This window comes from Chryseobacterium sp. c4a (assembly GCF_009900745.1).
Lineage (GTDB): Bacteria > Bacteroidota > Bacteroidia > Flavobacteriales > Weeksellaceae > Chryseobacterium.
Map to the genome: position 1 here is coordinate 164,612 of NZ_WXVU01000010.1, position 19,859 is coordinate 184,470.

At 35.7% G+C, this 19,859-nt stretch carries 13 protein-coding genes; 2 read left to right on the plus strand and 11 right to left on the minus strand.

Annotation, left to right across the window (positions count from 1 at the left end):
* Nucleotides 1-589: 589 nt before the first annotated feature.
* The 11 genes from GTR01_RS14335 to GTR01_RS14380 form a co-directional block, all read right to left on the minus strand.
* Nucleotides 590-1,222: an MgtC/SapB family protein gene (locus GTR01_RS14335; RefSeq protein ID WP_160138499.1), complete on the minus strand. Its 633-nt coding sequence runs from the start codon at nucleotides 1,220-1,222 to the stop codon at nucleotides 590-592.
* Nucleotides 1,223-1,338: 116 nt separating this feature from the next.
* Nucleotides 1,339-2,184: an SH3 domain-containing protein gene (locus GTR01_RS14340; protein ID WP_160138500.1), complete on the minus strand. Its 846-nt coding sequence runs from the start codon at nucleotides 2,182-2,184 to the stop codon at nucleotides 1,339-1,341.
* A gap of 17 nt (nucleotides 2,185-2,201) precedes the next feature.
* The gene (prmA, locus tag GTR01_RS14345) at nucleotides 2,202-3,029 is read right to left on the minus strand and encodes a 50S ribosomal protein L11 methyltransferase (protein WP_160138501.1); all 828 of its coding nucleotides are present in this window, start codon (nucleotides 3,027-3,029) and stop codon (nucleotides 2,202-2,204) included.
* A 275-nt stretch (nucleotides 3,030-3,304) separates the two neighbouring features.
* On the minus strand, nucleotides 3,305-4,018 hold the full coding sequence (locus tag GTR01_RS14350; protein ID WP_160138502.1) for a 3-ketoacyl-ACP reductase: 714 nt from the start codon (nucleotides 4,016-4,018) through the stop codon (nucleotides 3,305-3,307).
* A gap of 288 nt (nucleotides 4,019-4,306) precedes the next feature.
* On the minus strand, nucleotides 4,307-5,896 hold the full coding sequence (locus GTR01_RS14355) for a calcineurin-like phosphoesterase C-terminal domain-containing protein (RefSeq protein WP_160138503.1): 1,590 nt from the start codon (nucleotides 5,894-5,896) through the stop codon (nucleotides 4,307-4,309).
* 19 nt (nucleotides 5,897-5,915) lie between these two features.
* A complete protein-coding gene (locus tag GTR01_RS14360) occupies nucleotides 5,916-7,367 on the minus strand; it encodes a SusD/RagB family nutrient-binding outer membrane lipoprotein (protein WP_160138504.1) in 1,452 nt (483 codons plus the stop codon).
* 11 nt (nucleotides 7,368-7,378) lie between these two features.
* Nucleotides 7,379-9,010 carry a TonB-dependent receptor domain-containing protein gene (locus GTR01_RS24630; RefSeq protein ID WP_228452242.1) on the minus strand — a complete coding sequence of 544 codons (1,632 nt, stop codon included), beginning with the start codon at nucleotides 9,008-9,010 and terminating at the stop codon, nucleotides 7,379-7,381.
* Nucleotides 8,908-10,359, minus strand: coding sequence for a TonB-dependent receptor plug domain-containing protein (locus tag GTR01_RS24635; RefSeq protein WP_228452243.1), 1,452 nt, complete (start codon nucleotides 10,357-10,359; stop codon nucleotides 8,908-8,910). The genes GTR01_RS24630 and GTR01_RS24635 overlap by 103 nt, the downstream gene beginning before the upstream one ends.
* A gap of 229 nt (nucleotides 10,360-10,588) precedes the next feature.
* A complete protein-coding gene (locus GTR01_RS14370) occupies nucleotides 10,589-10,801 on the minus strand; it encodes a DUF2945 domain-containing protein (RefSeq protein WP_160138505.1) in 213 nt (70 codons plus the stop codon).
* Nucleotides 10,802-10,939: 138 nt separating this feature from the next.
* Nucleotides 10,940-11,686 (minus strand): glycerophosphodiester phosphodiesterase family protein, encoded by a 747-nt coding sequence (locus GTR01_RS14375; RefSeq protein WP_160138506.1) that lies wholly within the window; start codon nucleotides 11,684-11,686, stop codon nucleotides 10,940-10,942.
* Nucleotides 11,687-11,853: 167 nt separating this feature from the next.
* Nucleotides 11,854-14,937 (minus strand): TonB-dependent receptor, encoded by a 3,084-nt coding sequence (locus tag GTR01_RS14380; protein WP_160138507.1) that lies wholly within the window; start codon nucleotides 14,935-14,937, stop codon nucleotides 11,854-11,856.
* 240 nt (nucleotides 14,938-15,177) lie between these two features.
* Between GTR01_RS14380 and ligA the strand changes: the two genes are divergently transcribed.
* Together ligA and GTR01_RS14390 are read left to right on the plus strand one after the other, a co-directional pair.
* Nucleotides 15,178-17,184 (plus strand): NAD-dependent DNA ligase LigA, encoded by a 2,007-nt coding sequence (ligA, locus tag GTR01_RS14385; protein WP_160138508.1) that lies wholly within the window; start codon nucleotides 15,178-15,180, stop codon nucleotides 17,182-17,184.
* Nucleotides 17,185-17,342: 158 nt separating this feature from the next.
* Nucleotides 17,343-19,652 carry a T9SS type A sorting domain-containing protein gene (locus GTR01_RS14390; RefSeq protein WP_160138509.1) on the plus strand — a complete coding sequence of 770 codons (2,310 nt, stop codon included), beginning with the start codon at nucleotides 17,343-17,345 and terminating at the stop codon, nucleotides 19,650-19,652.
* Nucleotides 19,653-19,859 lie beyond the last annotated feature (207 nt).

The following is a 19,859-nucleotide window of genomic DNA, read 5'->3' on the forward strand; positions in this document are numbered from 1 at the left end:
ACGGCAATTCTCAGCTTGGGAATGTTTATTATTACCTTTTTTGGAATTATTAAAAATACTCATTTTTTGGTGGAAGTACTTTGTTTATTACTCTCCTATATTTCGTCTATAGTAGCTATTATTCTCCAAAGACGTAACCCGCTCTGGTGGATTATTCTTTTTATAAACATAGGTATTACTCTTATTCTTTGGCAATTATCCAATCTGATTCTTCCCCTTTAGCCTATCCTACTTTTATAAGAATAAAAGCTACGCTTCACATCATAAAAATTCCGTTTCATCGGCTGATTTCGCAGGATCAGTTTAACTTTTCCTAAGACAGATTACAATTCACACTATTTTTACAGGGATAAGCTTTAATCGGGAAGCCGTTATAAAAGTTAGTTTTAATTATTATTAAGGAAACATTGATTAAGTATCAATAAAAATCTTTTTTGTGCAAATTATTCCTTGTAGCCACTTATGGCTAAACTATACACTTAATCATGTTTGGGTAGGATTGGTTTATTCCAATCCTATTTTTGTTTTGCAAACCTTGTATTCATCCAAAAACAGAGCCCTTACAGGATGTAAAGGTTCTTTTTATTTTTTAAAACTTAAATTCGTCTATGGCAGAATCATTCAATAGTATTTTTGTACAAATCTCATGATTTCTGGCAGCTCCCTGTACTCTCCAGATTGCTGTATATTTTTCCCCACTTTTCATTTGCTTTCCTCTGATGGATTTTAAACCATTTTCTTTAAAAAGGGTTTCATATTTTTCTATCACTCCTTCTTCATAAGAAAGTGTAATCTGATAGATATATCGGGTACTGATCCTGTCAATAATATCCTGGATATATTTGAACATAATAAGCAGTAAAAACACAACTACAGAGCCAATGGTGGCTTCTTCATAATATCCGGCTCCTATTGTCATTCCTAATGCAGCACAGATCCATATCGTAACAGCCGTTGTAAGTCCAGAAACTCTGTTATCTTCTTTAAAGATGACCCCTGCTCCCACAAAACCTATTCCAGTGATGATATTGGCCGCAATACGATCCGGACTTCCTGATTCCCCCAGATTCATAGAAAGCATGGTAAAGATACAAGCACCCAAGGTCACTAATATCATGGTTCTCAACCCTGCTGACTTCAATTGATATTCTCTTTCAATCCCAATTATACCTCCTACAACTACTGAAAACAAAATGGGAAGGATATTATCTAACAAATTCATTGGCTTTGTTTTTTCTATGGTTAAATGTATTTGATTTTTTTCAATTGAGAAATAGGTTTTCTGAACAAAAAAACCGCTGTAATAACAACGGTTTTTATTTATTGTAAACAAAAAACTTATTTAAGCTTATAAGAACTTCCGTTCCAAAGATACGTTTTGGAAGAATGTTTTTTCTTCTCTCTATCTTTATCATCGGTTTCCATATCTTCTACCTTCAGGATAATTGCATTAGAAATTCCTCCTTTATCATTAGGAAAAACATATTCTTCACTGTGATAATATACTCCTGCATCCCCTACATTCATCAGTTGTGGTAATGTAATAAGTTTTTTATCCTTATAAAGGACGTATTGATCATAAGTTGCAATACCACAAGCTTCACCGGATACCATTGCCTTTAAGGTAAATTCTACATCCTGTAATTTGTGATTGCTTTCCATATTAAAGGAAGCTGTACTCAGCTCCTCTCCTCTTCCGGTATCAAAATAGACCTCATCAATAAGAGTATTGCCTTCCATTACTTTTATTCCGGCAATATTCTGTTTCTCGGTTTCATTCAAAGATTTGTTTTTTCTATCCACAGTTTTTGAAAGCCCGAAAAGAAAATCGTATCCGTTTTTATTGCGGTATCCTACACATAGATTTCCGCCCCAAATATACCCTTCAGTTATCATTTCTCCTTTTTGATAAGAAATTTTATACCAATGGGCTCTTCTTTCTCCCAACTGTAAGACGGGTAACGTTTCTTCTTTTTTAAGAATCATTATCTGCTGATTGCTCTGCAGTGAATCCAGAATTTGGGCATTAACACCCGGTTCCTTTCTTACTCTTGTCCAGTCTGTAAAAATCTTCTGGCTTTTGTTTTCTGTAAAGTTGAAAACACCATCTGCATATACTTCATTTTCCTGCGCTGTAAAGAATTGCAATGTCAGTAAAAATAAAGCCGTCAATAAGGTTTTCATATTTGTATTTCGTTTTTTTATTTTTCAAGCAATAAGCTCACCCATTCTTCTCTCTGCAGCTGTTTTTTTAAGGTAAGACCACTTTCTTTACATACTTCAAGGATATCATCCACATCAAAGAAACAAAGCCCTGAAAGCAATAATTTCCCACCATCGTTCAATACGGAAACATAAGTTGGAATATCTGAAATCAGAATGTTTCTATTGATATTGGCTAAAATAATGTCGAAGTTTTCACTCCCTAAATTATCTGCTGTTCCTTGCTCAATTTCCAACTCAACATTGTTTCTTACTGCATTTTCTTTTGAGTTTTCTACAGACCATTCATCAATATCGATCGCTTTTGTATCACCAGCTCCCTGCTGTTTTGCATAAATTGCCAATACAGAGGTTCCACATCCCATATCCAGCACTTTTTTGCCATTGAAATCAATATCCATCATCTGCTGAATCATCAGGTGTGTTGTAGGATGATGCCCTGTTCCGAATGACATTTTAGGCTGAATGATAATTTCATGCATTCCTGGTACCGACTCATGGAATTCTGCTCTGATCATTACTTTATCATCAATATTGATGGGTGAAAAGTTCTTTTCCCATTCTTCGTTCCAGTTGATATTCGGCATTTCTTCAAAGGAATACTCGATTTTTACATTTTCATTTTCAAAGATTGGAAGTGCTTTAAGCTGATCTTCATTAAATAAATCGGTTTGGATATATCCTAAAATTCCGTGAATTTCTTCTGTGAAACTGTCAAAACCTATTTCAATAAGCTCTGCCATTAATATCTCGTTCCAAGGTTGCAGTGGAGAAATCTTGAAATTGAATTCTAAATAATTTTGCATGTGAATAATTTGCTGCAAAAATACTAATGTTATTACGGTTAAAAAAATGGAAAAGGTAAGTTTTGAATAAAGTTCGTTTCTATTATTTTTTTTCTCTCGCAGATTATGCTGATAACGCAGATTAGAAGCTATAGGTTTTGGCTAAAGCCATTCGAATTTGATATCATAAAGAAAGCGGGCTAAAGCCCGCTTCTATTGATTTTCTTTATGAATCATTTAAAATAAAATTGGATGAGTTGTTTTACGACAACTTTAACCTTTGAATTTTAAACTTCTTATGGATTTGTAGAGAAAATAGAACCATTAGCAATTAATGCTCTTCTGTTCATTTTCAGAATATCTCTTACCCATTCTGCGAAGTCTTCAGGTTGTAAAACTTTGTCAGGATTTCCGTCTGTAAGTCCACCCTGGATACTCATATCAGAAGCAATGGTGCTTGGTGTAAGAGTAATCACACGGATGTTTTGTTTTCTCCATTCTGCCATCATTGACTGAGATAAAGAAACTACTGCTGCTTTCGAAGCTGCGTAAGCTGACATATTGGGGCCACCTTTTAATCCTGCAGTAGAAGCAACATTTACGATATCTCCTTCTCCTTTCGCTTTCATAAATGGATGTACTGCTTTAGCCGCATAGTACACTCCAAATAAATTGGTTTTGATTACTTGTTCCCAAGTTTCAGACGGCATCTCTTCAATTGTTCCGAAATCTCCGATTCCTGCATTATTGACAAGAATATCAACTCCGCCTAATTTTTCAGCTAAAGTTTCAATTCCTGCTTTTACAGCCGCTTCATCATCAATCGTAAATACTGCATAGGCAGATTTTACTCCTAATTGTTGGATCTCGTCAACTGTATTTTTAAGATTTTCTTCGTTTCTTCCTGTAATGGCAACATTCACTCCTTCATTCGCCAAAGCTAATGCTACAGCCTTCCCTAATCCTCTTCCACCACCAGTTACGATGGCATTTTTTCCATTTATATTCATAGTGTAATACTTTTCGTAAGACAAAGTTACGAAAGATCATTTTTATGGAATGGAAAGAAAGGAGATTTAATAGTTTTTTAATGGTTTTAGATAACCCGAAAAGCGATCATGAATGTGGTTGAGAAGAGCACTTAAGCCTTTATGTAAAATCGTACAAAGTTTTAAGTTTCTAAAGCAGCAAAACAATCTTTTTGTGATTTAAATTATTCACCCTCAACAAAAAATTAAACCGGCTCATGAAGAACCGGTTTTTTAAATCTAAAAAAAGTATAGTAAAAAATGAAAAGCTTAAGGAATCTGGATCGCGTTCTGGACTTCAAATTCTTCTGAAGCAGAAAACTGGGTTCCATACATATCTGTTGTTCTAACCTCCACTTTATGTTTTCCTAATGTCAGTTTCTTAGGAAAATCTGCTTCCCAGATATGTTTTGACATTTCAGGATTGGAAGGTCTTCTTCCTGGTAGAATTTTCTCGGTTGTATCCCATTTAAAAACGGAAAGTGCAAAGTTTGGATCTATGGTTTCATCATATTCCATTTCTTCCCATTTTCCATTATCTATTCTGTACTCTACTTTGTCTTTTTTACTTCCCATAAAGAAGTTGGCCAATACTTTTGCAGAGGTTTTTGACGGGAATGGAATCACTTTCGGAACATATAATTTGATCTGATAATCCTCCGGTTTTCCGGCAGTCTTGTATTTTACTTTGTATTGATTATCGGTAAAGCTGATAAAAGAATAACCTTTTGCTGTTCCATCTCTCATTGTTGAAGTAGGAAGTCCTTCTTCATCAGCTGTTCCGGAATACCAGTCGCCACAAGTGGTTCCAACGTTATATTCATGAAGTTCTTTTATACCATTCCAACCCGCTTTTTTACCATAGAAAATCTGCTGCTGAATGTGGGTATGGGCTGATAAAAGCAATACATTCTGGAAAGGATTCAGGAAGTCGAATAACTTCTGTCGGTCTGCATTTCTGAAACTATCCTCATTATTATGCTCCAACGGAATATGGAAAGAAACCACGATTAGTTTGCTTTTATCAACCAATTTCAGATCGTTTTCAATGAACTGAAGTTGATCCTCACGGAATCCACCCCAATAGCCTTTTCCGTCTCGTGGATCGGGGTACAGAATATCATCAAGGATAATGAAGTGTACATTTCCGTAATTGAAAGAATAATTGGCAGGGCCAAAATTGGATTCAAAGGTTTCGTCTGAAAGTTTATCTTCTTTAGCATCATAATTCATGTCATGATTTCCCATAACGTTATACCAGGGCAATCCCACTTCCTTCATTACGTCTGCATAGGGTTTCTGTAAGCTTAGATTATCTCCTACCAAATCTCCCAAACTGATTCCAAGTACTGCATTTTTCTTAGTATTTTTCACTTCATTAACGATTCCTCTTTTGAAGTAATCCAGCTCTTTCTCTGTATAAGGCTGCGGATCCCCAAAAACCAGAATATCAAAGTTTTTGTTTTCATTCTGTTGGTAAAGCGGGAAGTTCAGTTCTTTTGGAAGTTCACCTGTTGGAGCCACTCCTTTATATTTAAAGTCTGCAGGAGATCCTTTGGGTTTATAATGGTAATAAAACTGGGGTAAATTGTTGCTATTTAAAGCAGTCTGATATCCTGATGGTTTGATGACAAAAATTGTCTGATCTTCCTGAACAGGCAAACTATAACGACCATTTTTATCAGTTAAGACTACCTGAGCCCCATTAGAAACAGCAACTCCTTCAATTCCTTTTTCGCGGTTCTCTTTCTTCTGATTTTTGTTACTGTCTTCATATACATATCCTGAAACTGAAGACTGGGAAAAAGCCATTGCTGAAACCAGCATACAAGGCACTAAAAGTTTTATATTGATACTCATCTTTATTTTTTATTTAAAATTATTTACTCCACCATACTTTTACATTGATGTCATCACCACCCATCTGCTGAACTGCTGCCTGATAGTTTTCTTTATTCAAAACTCTGGTATTAGGCGGATACATCAATCTTTGAGGAAGATTTCCTCCATTTAAGAGTCCTCCATTATTAGGAAGTACCGGTAACCCTGTTCTTCTCTTTTCAAACCATTGCTGATGGTCTACAAAAAATAAGACCACATATTTCTGAAGCATAATTTTCTTCATATCTCCTGTTCCAAATGCTACTACAGGATTATCAAAATAATTGGCAGGAACTACAGCTCCCCATTGTTCGATGGCTGCTTTTACTCCATTTTCATAAAACGTCTTAGCACTTCCCTGGATTATTCCTTTGAATGCCAATTCTGCTAATGTAAACTGAAGCTCTGCGTATGGGTATACTAAAATTTTCAGAGGTGCCTTCGCCAGGTTTTGGTTAAGGTTTGATGGCTGATAGGTAAATACAGTTCCTTGTGCATATCCTGATGGTGCTCCTAAATATCCTAAGTTAGCATTTGTTTTTGGATCTTTTGCCTGTGAGAAAAACAATGCCATACGTGGATCGTTATTGGCCTTCAATGTTTCTACAAAGAATTCTGAAGCGGCTCTACCGGTTGTGAAATCCTGAGGTCTTGCAATAGGCGGCATCAATGGGAAGATTCCGGTAAGATCAACTTTTGCTCCTTCTGCATTATTCTGGAAAATAGGATACGTTGTTGGGTTATTGATAATTTCCTGAATTCTTTCTCTAACATTTACTTCTCCATCTTTATTTAAGATTCTCATCAAAAGTCTCAAAGATAGAGCATTACAGAATTTTTTCCAGCCAATAATTCCATTAGGATCTGAATCTGCTTTAAAGAATAGATCTCCTCCGCTAAGTGTCTTATTCGTAATAAAAAGAGCATTGGCAGCCTTTAAATCATCCAATAATTTAATATAAATATCTTTTTGTCTATCGAACTTCGGATACATAATCTTATCATCCAATTGTGATGCTTCAGAAAATGGAACATCTCCATAAGTATCGGTAAGATTGGAATAGATCCAGGCATTTAATACCATCGAGATGGCCTGATAATTTTTATCTCCTTCCGACATTGCAGCTTTCTTTAGATCATCTACCTGCTTGAGCCATCGATAGGAATTATCCCAGAAACCATTTCCTGTTTTTTCTGTTAAATAATAGCGGCTCAATGAGTTCCCTTCGTTGGGAAAGTCTAAAGAAACCTGCATGATATCAAAAGTAAAATCATTTGCTCTATTGTATCCAACAGCTGCCATATTATATTGGATGGGAACCAACAAGGCGCTGGCAACAGGCACATTAATTCTACTGGTATCTTTATTGATCTCATCAAGACTTCTATCACAAGAAACGGTGCTCCCTACAAGAGCTAGAAATGAACATATATAGATTAACTTTTTCATTTTTTCTGATTTTAAAATTTAACATTTACCTGGAAGCCAATAGTTCCGGCCTGAGGCATCTGCCCCATCTCAATTCCTGGTGTGATTGTAGAATCATCTAAAGTAGCTGCCTCCGGATCAAATAATGGGAATTTCGTCCACATCCAAAGGTTTCTCCCGAATACCGCAAGGGTAATATCTGTAACTTTTAAAGGTTCCACAATTGATTTCGGGAAAGAGTAAGAAATTCTGGCATCTCTCAACTTCAGGAATGAAGTATCAAATGAATTGGTTTCTACGTTTGCTCTTCTATAATAATCTCCATAATAGGTAGCGACCGGAATTCCTTTTGTATTAGGAGAAAAGGTTCCGTCAGGATTCTGAACAACTCCTTGGCCAACAATTAATCCTCCAGGATTGTCTCTTCCCGCAAGGGTATGAGTAAGCTTCCCTTGTTCCGACATTTTGTGATGTGAATGAGAGTAAGCTATTCCTTTGTACTGTCCATCAAATGAGAAGCTCACTGTAATATTTTTATATCTGAATTCATTCTGAAGACCTGCTCTCCACTTTGGATAAGCATTTCCTATCTTCTTCATTTCTGTTGACTTAGCCGTTAATCCGTCTTTAGCATCATAAATTACCTGTCCATCCGGTGAATACAATAGCCCTGCTCCATACATATCTCCAAGAGAACCTCCTACTACAGCATCATAGAAGACTACACTTCCTACACTTGCCATTGTATAAGGTTTTCCTTGATATTCTTCCGGAAGGGAAAGGATCTTGTTTCGGTTCATAGACCAGTTAGCACTTATATTCCATGAGAAATCTTTATTCTTGATCGGGTAAGCATTTAAAGTCATCTCAATCCCTCTGTTCCTCAACTCACCGGCATTGATAATTCTCTTATTATATCCTGTTTCATACAACATGGGTATAATGATGGATTGATTCTTAGAATTATTCTGATAAGCTGTAAAATTGAATGTCAATCTGTTTTTAAGAAGGGTAAAATCCATACCTCCTTCAATATTGGTAATCATTTCCGGCTTCAAATTAGGATTCGGGTATAGTAACGGAGATTCTACAGATCCTACAAAACCGCTATTTTCATAATACTTGTCAAGCATATAGGTATAGGTATCGTTCCCCACTTTAGACCATGATAATCTTAGTTTCCAGAAATTTAAATTATTTGATTTTAATTTAAAGATATCCGATAATATAAAAGATGATGACAGGGATGGATAGAAATAAGATCTGTTATGAGCAGGAAGTGTACTACTCCAGTCATTTCTGGCTGTCACATCAAGGAAGATCATATCTTTATAGCTGAAATTGGCCAATGCATATACACTGTTCACTTGATTATCATTAGGTTTTGGCAGCCTGTATTCTACCTGGGTGGCATTAGAAAGCTGATAGAGCCCTGCTTTATTAAGTCCATTTCCTCTGTAATCATTCATTGTATATTCATGATACCTTATATTTCCTCCAGCAGAGGCTGTTACCCCAAATTCTCCGAATTTATTTTTATAGGTGAATAGAATATCATTATTCAGATCCATATATCGGATATACTGTTCTCTATAATATCCCTTAGCATAATTGGCAGAACTCCACGGTCTTCTTTGGGTACGGAATTCATTATTCCATTCCATTCCATTCCTGTTTTATAGGCTACATCAAGATTCTTTGCCAGTTGATAACTAAGGTTAATATTTCCTGTAATTGTTTTTTTATTGGTACTATTCAGGTTTTCATAAGCAATCAGGTAAGGATTGTCTATATAAGAACTGAAAGGATGAATCTGATCTACCTGATCCTGTCCTTTCTTCCAGATAGGTCTATACCAAGCAAGATCTACGTTTGGATTCTGGAAAATCATGAAATAAGAGATCGATTGGTTGTTGTAACCCGTTGCAGGAAGATTATCGCTTTTTGTCTGACTAAAATTGACCTTAGTTCCTATTTTCAATCTGCTGCTTAGTTTATGATCTAAGGATAACGCTGCACTTAATCGGTCTAAACCTGTATTTGGCATCATCCATTCATTTTTCAGATAGGTAAGTGACGTTCTGAAAGCTGTTGTTTCATCGGAATGTTCTATGGATAAACTATTTGAATAGTTGGATCCTACCTGCCAAAAGTCTTTAATATTATTTTTGTAAGGTCTCCAAAGCTGTCTTTCCAAGCTTTGTCCTTCTACAGTTGGATCATATTGGAAATAGTATTGTCCTGCAAACTTTGGCCCAAAGGCACTACTAGTAGAACCTGTATTTACACCATCTGCAGAAGCGCCATAAGAGTAATAGTAGTTTCCGTTCTTATCTTTTTGTTGAGTTCCTTGCCCATATTCATACTGATAATCCGGCCATTTCAGCACTGAATCATAGCTTGAATAAGAATTAAAAGCAACCTGAACTTGTCCTTTTTTACTTTTCCCTGATTTGGTGGTAATCATGATAGCTCCTCTGGAACCTCTGGAGCCGTACAATGCTGATGCAGTAGGCCCTTTTAGAATAGAAATGGATTCAATATCATCCGGGTTTATGCTATTGAAGCTATCTCCATAATCAATGGGTAAATCACCTCCAGAACCGGCTCCATAAGCTGCTGTTCCGGTTCCTGTTTTTCTTCCACTCAAAGGAACACCATCCACAACAATCAGAGCATCATTATTCCCCATGCTCATAGAGATGTCTCCACGAAGCGTGATACGGCTTGTACCTAAAGGCCCTGCTCCAGCTGTTTGAATCTTTAAGCCAGCCACTTTACCTTCTAAAGCCTGTGCCCAGTTATTATTCTGAGTCCTTAAAACCTCATCAGAATTAATAGTCTGAGTAGAGTACCCTAAAGACTTGTCGTGCCTTTTGATTCCCAAAGCAGTCACCACTACTTCATCAAGTCCTTTAATTGTGTCTTTTTTAGCTTTCTGCTGAGCTGTCAGATTAACGCTGAATAATCCTAACAGCGACAAAACCAACAACTTTTGTGTCTCTTTACGCATATCCTTTTTTGTTTGCGCAAAATTAAACCGACATTATGAGTATGATTTTAACAACCTTTTAACGTTTATTAAAGGTTTATTGAATAATATATTAAGTATTCCTTAACAACATTACACAAGACGTTGATTAATAAATATTTAAGAAATTAAGATTTTTTAACACTATTTCCAGGTCTTGTTTATTTGTGTATCTTTATTGTCTTGCTCTGAGATAATAAGAAGGAATTACCTAATTAATTTTAGTAAGTGCAGATCCTTTATGAGCAGCAATATGATCTGATTTATCACTTTTGATTTCATACTGAGGACTCTCTTCTGTGGCATGATGGGTATATCCTTTGTAATTAAAATCTTTTGTATGAATTCTGATGATGGTTCCGGACACTCTTCCAGCCTCTGAGTTCCAGCTAACTTTATCTCCTATGTTGAACTTTGTATCCATAACGTTTATGTTGTAAGCAATGAGAATAAAATTACGATAAATATGGATGAAGTTTTATACCAGAGTTACTGTAAAAACAAAAGCCCATCCTTACAAGGACAGACTTTGGAAAATTATTGGTTGTTGTTTTAGCTACTATTACTTATTTTTCAGTTGTTCAGGAATGTTTGTCGTTACAAAACCGATTCCTTGTTTTTTTAATTCATCATATACTGCAGCATCATTTACTGTCCATGAATTGGTAATAAGTCCTAAAGTTTTCGCTTCAGCAATCCATGTTGGATTTTTCTGGAAAACACTGTAGTGATAATCCATACCGTCAAGTCCTTCTTTTTTGATCTGCTCCGGTGACAATTCTCCGTTCAAATACTGCACTTTGAATGCAGGTGCCAGTTTTTTAATTTCTTTACAGATATTCAGACTGAAAGAGATAAACTCACTTTGAGATTCAAGTTTCATATCCTTAATCATCTTGATCGTCTTCTGAGTGATTTCATTTTCGATTTCAGGAGTTTTAGCAGGTTTGATCTCAACGATTAATTTTACAGAGCTATCTTTCTTACCTTGCTTTAAATAATCTTTCAAAGTAGGAAACTTCTCTCCATTTGATAATTTCACCGCTTCTAATTCTTTGAAAGAAACTTCAGAAATTTCCATATTTCCGTGGTGCTCGTCATGGTTGATCACCAATACACCATCTTTTGTCATTCTCACATCAAATTCAGATCCGTAAACCTTTAATTTTTGTGCATTTTCCAATGATTTAATGGAATTTTCCGTTGTAGGAGGCTGAGCCTGGAAATATCCTCTATGTGCGATAATCTGAGTTTGTGCTTTCATCAAAACTGTACTTAAAACTGCTAACCCTAAGATAAAATTTTTCATAATATAATTTAGATAATTAAAACAAAGTCCTGAAACTTTTGATAAAGGTAATTATTATTAGGACTTATTGAGAAATATAAAACCACAAAAGAAAGATCTTGACTATGTATTTTAGAATACTGCTGCTTAAAAATCTATCTTTTGTGGCTACGAACTATTACTATTGATTAAAAACTGTATTTCGCTCCAATCTGAATTTGATATGGATTACCGGATAAAGGTTCTAAACCACTGGTATTTTTAATGTATTCAAACTGTTTGGTAACCGGATTGAATTTTGTTACTTTATACAACGACATATTTCCATAGGATTTATTTACTCCCCATTCTTTATTCAGTAAGTTGGCTACATTAAAAATATCTACAGATAGTTCAAATGCGCCTACTTTATCAAATTTAATTTTCTTCGCTACACGTACATCCCAAACACCATAAAATCCGTTTTTACCTCCATTACGTTCAGCTATTTTATTATTATAGTCGGTGATATAATTTTTCAATGCTTTTCCTACTTCAGGATCATTCAGTAAAGGCTGGGTCAGATCAGGGAAAATATAAGCAAGGTCATTGCCATCCACAAAGTCTCCATTGATGTTTCCACCCGCTGTTACAGAGAAACGTGTTCCTCCGATTCCTGAATATCTTATTCCTAAAGTAAAGCCTGCAATGGTAGGTGAATTACCATAAATCACTACTTTGTTACGGAACTGATTATCAGAATAAGACATTCTAAGGTTTCTTGGATCACTCTGAACCATTGTAAACAGTGTTGCCGAGTTGGCCACATTTCCGTTATAAGATGTGTTATCTTTGATATCAGACCATGTATAGCTGGCTGTGATCTCCCCATCTTTCCAGTAGCGGTAACTCGTATCTACTACAAAAGAGAACTGATTTACTTTACCATCACTTACAAGTTCAAGTACTCTTCCGAAATTATCATTGATTCGTCCTTTCTTCCAGTCAAAACTTACCGTCTTACTTTTATCATTATTCGTAATACCGTCAGTTGGGATGAAAACACCTCTTCCGCCTTCATTATCCAGCGTGAAGAATGGATTGGCTGCCATGTTACGGTCATAATAGAAGTAATTGTTTCTACCCAATGCCATATAAGCAGCAATTCCTGCTCTGAATCTTTCATTAAAGAAATGGGTATATGAAATATTGGCTTTATAAACAACCGGAATTCTGGCATCTTTACCAGTATAGTTGATGGTAGGAACCTGCTTCTGAGAAAGGGAAGGAACCGTACTGTAATCATTTCTATAGCTGTTGAAATCAGGATATGGAACATCTTTACCCGTTACATCCACTGTGGCCAGATGTCTTCCATCGAATACAAGATTATTGATGATCATGTAGTTATTAATGTCTGAAGAGAATATTCCGGCTCCAAACTTCAGGAAGTCCTTATTCTGCTCATTCATATTCCATTCAAATTGGAATCTTGGCTGGATAACAAATGATTTGATCTTGTTATCTGTTCTGATTCCCATTTCATCATATAATTTCTGATTGAATTCTGCTTTCGGATAGCCTCCGTAATCGAATCTAAGGCCAGCCATCAAATCAAGACCTTTAGCAATCTTAGTCTGGAACTGCCCGTAAACTCCTACATTCCAGATATTAGATCTTACTGAAGGGTCATCCATCAAAGGAACTTCTCTGTAGAATCTGTAAGGAGTCATTGCATTAAAATTGTCAATTCCCTGGAAATAAAATCTTCCGTTTACCTCACTTCCATATACTGATTTTGCTGATGTATACATGAGATCAGCACCGAAAGTATATTTTACCTTATCTGTATTATAATATACATTGTCTACAATCTGGAATACATTATTTTTAAAACTTTCCTGTGCAAAACGATGTCCTCCGATCTGAATACTGGTAGTTCCCAGTCCAGGAGTTGCAACACTTTCAACAACTGCTCTTGGAACCGGTCTTCCCAATTCGCTGTTTTGATAACTATCCTGGAAAGTATATAAATACTGAGCCTTCAGTTCATTCGTTAAGTTCGGCTGTAAGTTGGAGCGTAATGTCAACAATAAGCTGTTATCAAGGTTCTTGTCATTTCCGTAAGATTCAAAGAAGTTGATGTTGGTATTATCTCCCAATCCGTTTTTATTAAGATCGTAAGTAAAGTTATTTCTTAGTGTCAACAAGTGCTTTTCATTAATCTGCCAATCTAAACGTAAAAATGCGGCATCAGAATTCCTTACTTTATCAAAGCTTCCGAACTGAGGCCCGTTTCCTACTCCATATTTAGATCTTGCAATATCCAGAAAGTTGTTCAGAATTTGGGTATTGATGTTCAGCCTCTTCTCATCATCTGCCGATTTGATATCAGCAATCTGCAATGGTCTTGAATCTAACTGATGATCCCAAGCAACGAAAAAGTGTAATTTATTTTTAATGATAGGCCCACCTAATGAAAATCCGAACTGGGAAGTAGAGAAATCATTTTCTCTTTTATTCCCTCTGATGTCATAAGGGCTGGAAAGCCAATTGGCTCTCAAATATTCCCAGGCACTTCCTGAAAATTTGTTTGTCCCGGATTTGGTTACGGCACTTACTGTTCCCCCACCACTTCTTCCCAGTGTGACATCATATTGGTTGGTGGTGATTTTAAATTCACGTACAGCTTCAATTGAGATAGAAAAAGGAGCTCCACTTCGGCTGGTAGTAGATCCTGCTGATGTTGGGTTTTTAGCCGTCATCCCATCAATAGTAAAGTTTGTAGAAGAGCCCAACTGCCCGGAAAGATTTCCTCCTTTTCCACTTAAAGGAGATAGCTCCGTAAGATTGGTAAAGTTTCTTCCGTTTACCGGAAGGATTCCGATGTTCTTTGCTGAGATTGCTGTAGCAGCTCCCAGGTTACCAATTTTATTCTTTAGGTTTCCGGTAAGTTTCACTTCTTCGATATGCTTTTCACTGCCAAGGTCTACGTTTACGGTCACCTGATCTCCGAAGTTTACATTATAGCCTTCTCTTTTATCTTCATTTACAATCACCGTATAAGGCCCTCCTAAAGGAATTTCTTTAAAGATATACTCTCCTTTTGAGTTCGTTTCTGTTTCCGTTCTGAACCCTGTAGATTCGTTCACAATGGTAACTTTCACTTTTTCCTGAGCGGAACTTCCCGGCCCGGTTACTTTTCCAACAATGGAAGCCTGCGTAGTCTGTGCATACGCAATGGTTCCAAGTCCTAAAAACAACAACCCCAGTACAATCTTTACTTTTTTCATTTCTTCAAATTAGATGTGCAAAGGTATTTTTACTTTGAGAGGCATCTGTTTAAGGGAGTTTTAACATTTTTTTAATTAAATTAAAACGATATGTTAAATTATTTTAAACACGTGTTTTATTTATTACAGAACCAATTGATTGAAGCATGTTACGGATTATTAATTTTCCTCTACTATTTAATTCTATTATTTTTTAAATGAAATTACTTTAGTTATTTTTGCTCAAAAGATATAAATCCGATGTCTGAAAACATTCAACAAAAAATAGAACAGCTTCGTAAAGAGCTGCACCAGCATAACGAAAACTATTACCTACTGGATACTCCTACCGTTACAGATTATGAATTTGATATGTTATTGGAGGAACTTCAGGATCTGGAAGCTAAGCATCCTGAGTTTTATGATGAAAACTCGCCTACGATGCGTGTAGGTGGAGGTATCACCAAGGTATTCCCTACAATTCAACATAAATTCAGAATGTATTCTCTGGATAATTCTTATGATTTTGATGATCTTGAAGATTGGGAAAAAAGGATTATCAAAACCATTGATGAACCTGTAGAGTTTGTAGCCGAACTAAAGTATGATGGAGCCTCTATTTCCATTCTGTATGAAAACGGAAAGCTTACACAGGCTGTAACTCGTGGCGATGGTTTTCAGGGAGATGAGATCACTCCGAATGTACGTACGATTTCTGATATTCCGTTGACATTAAAAGGTGATTTTCCTTCGCAATTCTTTATGCGTGGTGAAATTTATTTAACAAGAAAGAACTTTGACAAACTTAATAAACTGCGTGAAGAAGAAGGCTTGGATCCATTCATGAATCCTAGAAATACAGCAAGTGGAAGTTTAAAAATGCAAGACAGTGCTGAGGTAAGAAAACGTGGACTTTCTTCGGTATTATATCAGTTTATTTCTGAAGATATTCCTGCAGAAACTCACTGGGAACTGCTTCAAAAAGCACAAGGTTGGGGATTCAAAACTTCTCAACAGGCAAAGCTTTGCAAAACATTGGATGAGGTAAAAGAATTTATCACATTCTGGGATACGGAGCGCCACAACCTTCCCTTCGAAATTGATGGAATTGTTTTAAAAGTTAATTCTTTACAGCAGCAAAGACAGCTTGGATATACTGCCAAATCTCCACGTTGGGCTATGGCCTATAAGTTTAAAGCCGAAAAGGTAGAAACTGAACTTCAGAGTGTTTCTTATCAGGTAGGAAGAACCGGAGCGATTACTCCTGTGGCCAACTTAAAGCCTGTTTTATTAGCCGGAACGATCGTAAAAAGAGCCTCTTTGCATAATGAAGATATCATCAAAAAGCTTGACCTGCATGAAAATGACTTTGTATATGTAGAAAAAGGGGGTGAAATTATTCCAAAGATCGTTGGGGTAAATGCGGATAAGAGAACTGACGAAAGCAGAGCAATAGAATATATCAAACATTGTCCGGAATGTGGAACTGAACTGGTAAAAATTGAAGACCAGGCTATTCATTTCTGCCCGAACGAACTTCACTGCCCACCACAAGTTGTGGGAAGAATGATTCACTATGTTTCAAGAAAAGCATTAAACATTGATAATCTGGGAAGTGAAACGATTGAACAGCTTTACAGAGAAAAACTGATTGAAAATCCTGCTGATTTCTATGTTTTAACGAAAGAACAACTTCTTCCACTGGAAAGGATGGCAGAAAAATCTGCTCAAAATATCATTACCGGAATAGAAAAATCAAAGGAAATACCGTTTGAAAAGGTATTATACGGAATCGGAATCAAGCATGTAGGGGAAACGGTTGCTAAAAAACTGGTGAAAAACTTCCCTACTATTGAGGAATTAAAAGCGGCTACTGCTGAAGAGCTTTGCCAGGTAGAAGATATCGGAGCAAAAATTGCGGTAAGTATTGTAGATTTCTTCCAGAATTCCGAAAACCTATTGATGATTGAACGTTTGAAGACTTACGGAGTTCAGCTTGAAAAAGGCGAAAGTACCAATGAAGTTTTATCTAACGTTTTGGAAGGAAAAACATTCCTTTTCACAGGAAAATTATCGCTTTTCACCAGAGAATCTGCTGAGGAAATGGTAGAAAAACATGGTGGAAAGAATATTTCTGCGGTTTCAAAAAACCTCAACTATCTTGTAGTTGGAGAAAAGGCAGGAAGTAAACTTAAAAAAGCTCAAGATATCGGAACTATTGAAATTCTGGATGAGCAACAGTTTCTGGATCTGATTGAGAAACAATAAAAATTTCATGTACTGATAATAAAAATCTGCAAAATATTTTGCAGATTTTTTGTTTTTTAAAACCTACAAGACACTCACAATCAAACAGTAAACAGTGGTTAAAAAAATATCAAAGTAATTCTTTAAAAGTTTACATTTGTTGAAAATTAAACTAATCCATGAAAAAAATTTACTTAGTCCTTCTCATGACTATGTTTTCTGCTCTGCGGGCACAGATTGTCAATATTCCTGATGCCAATTTCAAAAGTATTCTGGTATCTAATGTACCTAATGCTTTTTTAGCTTATGATCTTATGAATAGTCCTACTATCATTGATAAAAACCATGATGGAGAAATTCAATTATCTGAGGCAGCCAATATTTCAAAACTAAACATCCGAGTAACTTATTTTCCGGCTAATTATTCTCAACTGTTTGACAATCTCGTTTCAATGGAAGGAATACAAAGCTTTACCAATCTGACTTCTCTTGATATAGATGGTCTTCTATTATTACAGACCTTAGATTTGAGTAGTAATACAGAATTATATAAACTGGATGTTAGCAGATGCTATGTACTTTCATCATTAAACGTTCAAGGGTGCAGCCAGCTACATACTATGAATGTCTTTGCCAGTAAGATACCTTCCATTAATTTGTCCGGACTAACAAACTTATACGATGTAAATATGTCGCGATGTCAACTTGAAAACATCTATTTGAATAATAATACGAATCTCAACTCCTTAGCCTTAATAATAAATAATCTGCAGACAATACCTGTAAATCAAACTCCTAATTTAAAATTTCTGACCCTTACACAAAACAAAATCAGCACACTTGATTTCAGTAGTTTTCCCAAATTAGAAGCCTTAGGCGTACGTTTCAACAAATTTACCACCCTTGATTTGTCACAAAATAAAAACCTTACAAGCTTCTATTGTGATCAGAATCCTTTTCTTAAATCATTGTTCATTAAAAATGGAATTCAAAATTTCGGTTCTACTGATACTTCAAGCTTCACAGATACTCCAAGCCTTGTTTACATCTGTGCTGATGATTTTGAAATTTCTAACATTATTTCTTTATTACCATCTGCAAATACGTGTGTTGTCAACTCATACTGTTCATTTACCCCTGGAGGTACATTTTACAACATTCAGGGGAATACAAAAGTAGATGCCAATAATAATGGCTGTGATTCCAATGATGCCAACAAAGCTTTCCAAAAGTTCAGCATAACAGGAGGTGGAATTACAGGAACTATGATTGCCAATGCATCCGGAGATTTTTCTCTTTCAGTACAGCCAGGCAGTCATACTGTGACTCCGGTACTTGAAAACCCGACATACTTCAATATTTCTCCTACAAGCTTTACAGCTAGCTTTCCTCAGCAGATAAGTCCATTTATTCAAAATTTCTGTATAACTCCGAATGGTGTTCATAATGATTTAGAAACAGTAATTGTACCTGTTACAGAGGCTTCACCAGGCTTTGAATCAAAATATAAAATCATTTACAAAAACAAAGGGAATACAATACAATCAGGTACCCTGGTATTTAATTATAATGATAGTGTAATGGATTATATGAGTGCAACGCTTGCCCCATCCTCTCAATCTTCCGGAACACTGAACTGGAATTTCACCAACCTTCTTCCTTTTGAAACAAAAGAGTTCACTGTGACTGTAAAATTAAATACTCCAATACAAACTCCGGCTTTAAATGGCGGTGATATTCTACATTATACAGCACAAATCAACGGAGCAACAGATGAAACACCGGCTGATAATAATTTCACCTTAAACCAAACCGTTGTCAATTCTTTTGATCCAAACGATAAAACCTGTCTTGAAGGAACTTCTATTGCAAAAACTCAGGTTGGAGATTATGTTCATTACCTGATCCGATTTGAAAATACAGGAACAGCCAATGCCAGAAATATTGTAGTAAAGGATGAAATTGACACTTCAAAGTTTGATATCTCTTCTTTAGTTTCATTAAACGGAAGCCACAGCTATGCCACAAGAGTAACAAATCCCAATACTATAGAATTTATTTTTGAAAACATTCAACTTCCATTTGATAATGATCATAATGATGGATATGTTGCCTTTAAAATAAAGACAAAATCCACTTTGAATGTTGGAGACAGTTTTAGTAATACAGCCAATATTTACTTTGATTACAATGCTCCTATCATTACCAATACTTTTACAACGTCTGTAACAAGCACATTGGCTACTTCTGAGATCAAAAATGAGAAGAATGTAGTGAGTGTTTATCCTAATCCGGCTAAAGATATCCTGCATATCAATTCATCTACTGAAGTCAATAAAGTTGTAATCTATGATGCTGCGGGAAGAGTGATTACCTCTATGGGTACAAAAGAAAACGCTGTAAATATTTCAGAGCTTCCTAAAGGAAATTATGTGATTAAACTATTCTTAAAAGATAAAGTTTCTGTAGAAAAATTCATTAAAGAGTAACCATTTAAAAATCGTTATTTATTCAATATTAAAAGCTGTGAATTTTCACGGCTTTTTTAGTTATTACTACCCTATCCATACTTTCTGTAATTGCATATAATTGACTTATACTTTTTAAAAACAAATACACTTAATTAGCAATAATAAGACTTAAACATTACATTAAAAACAAATAAAATAGAATAATTTCAATTTAAAACATTAAAA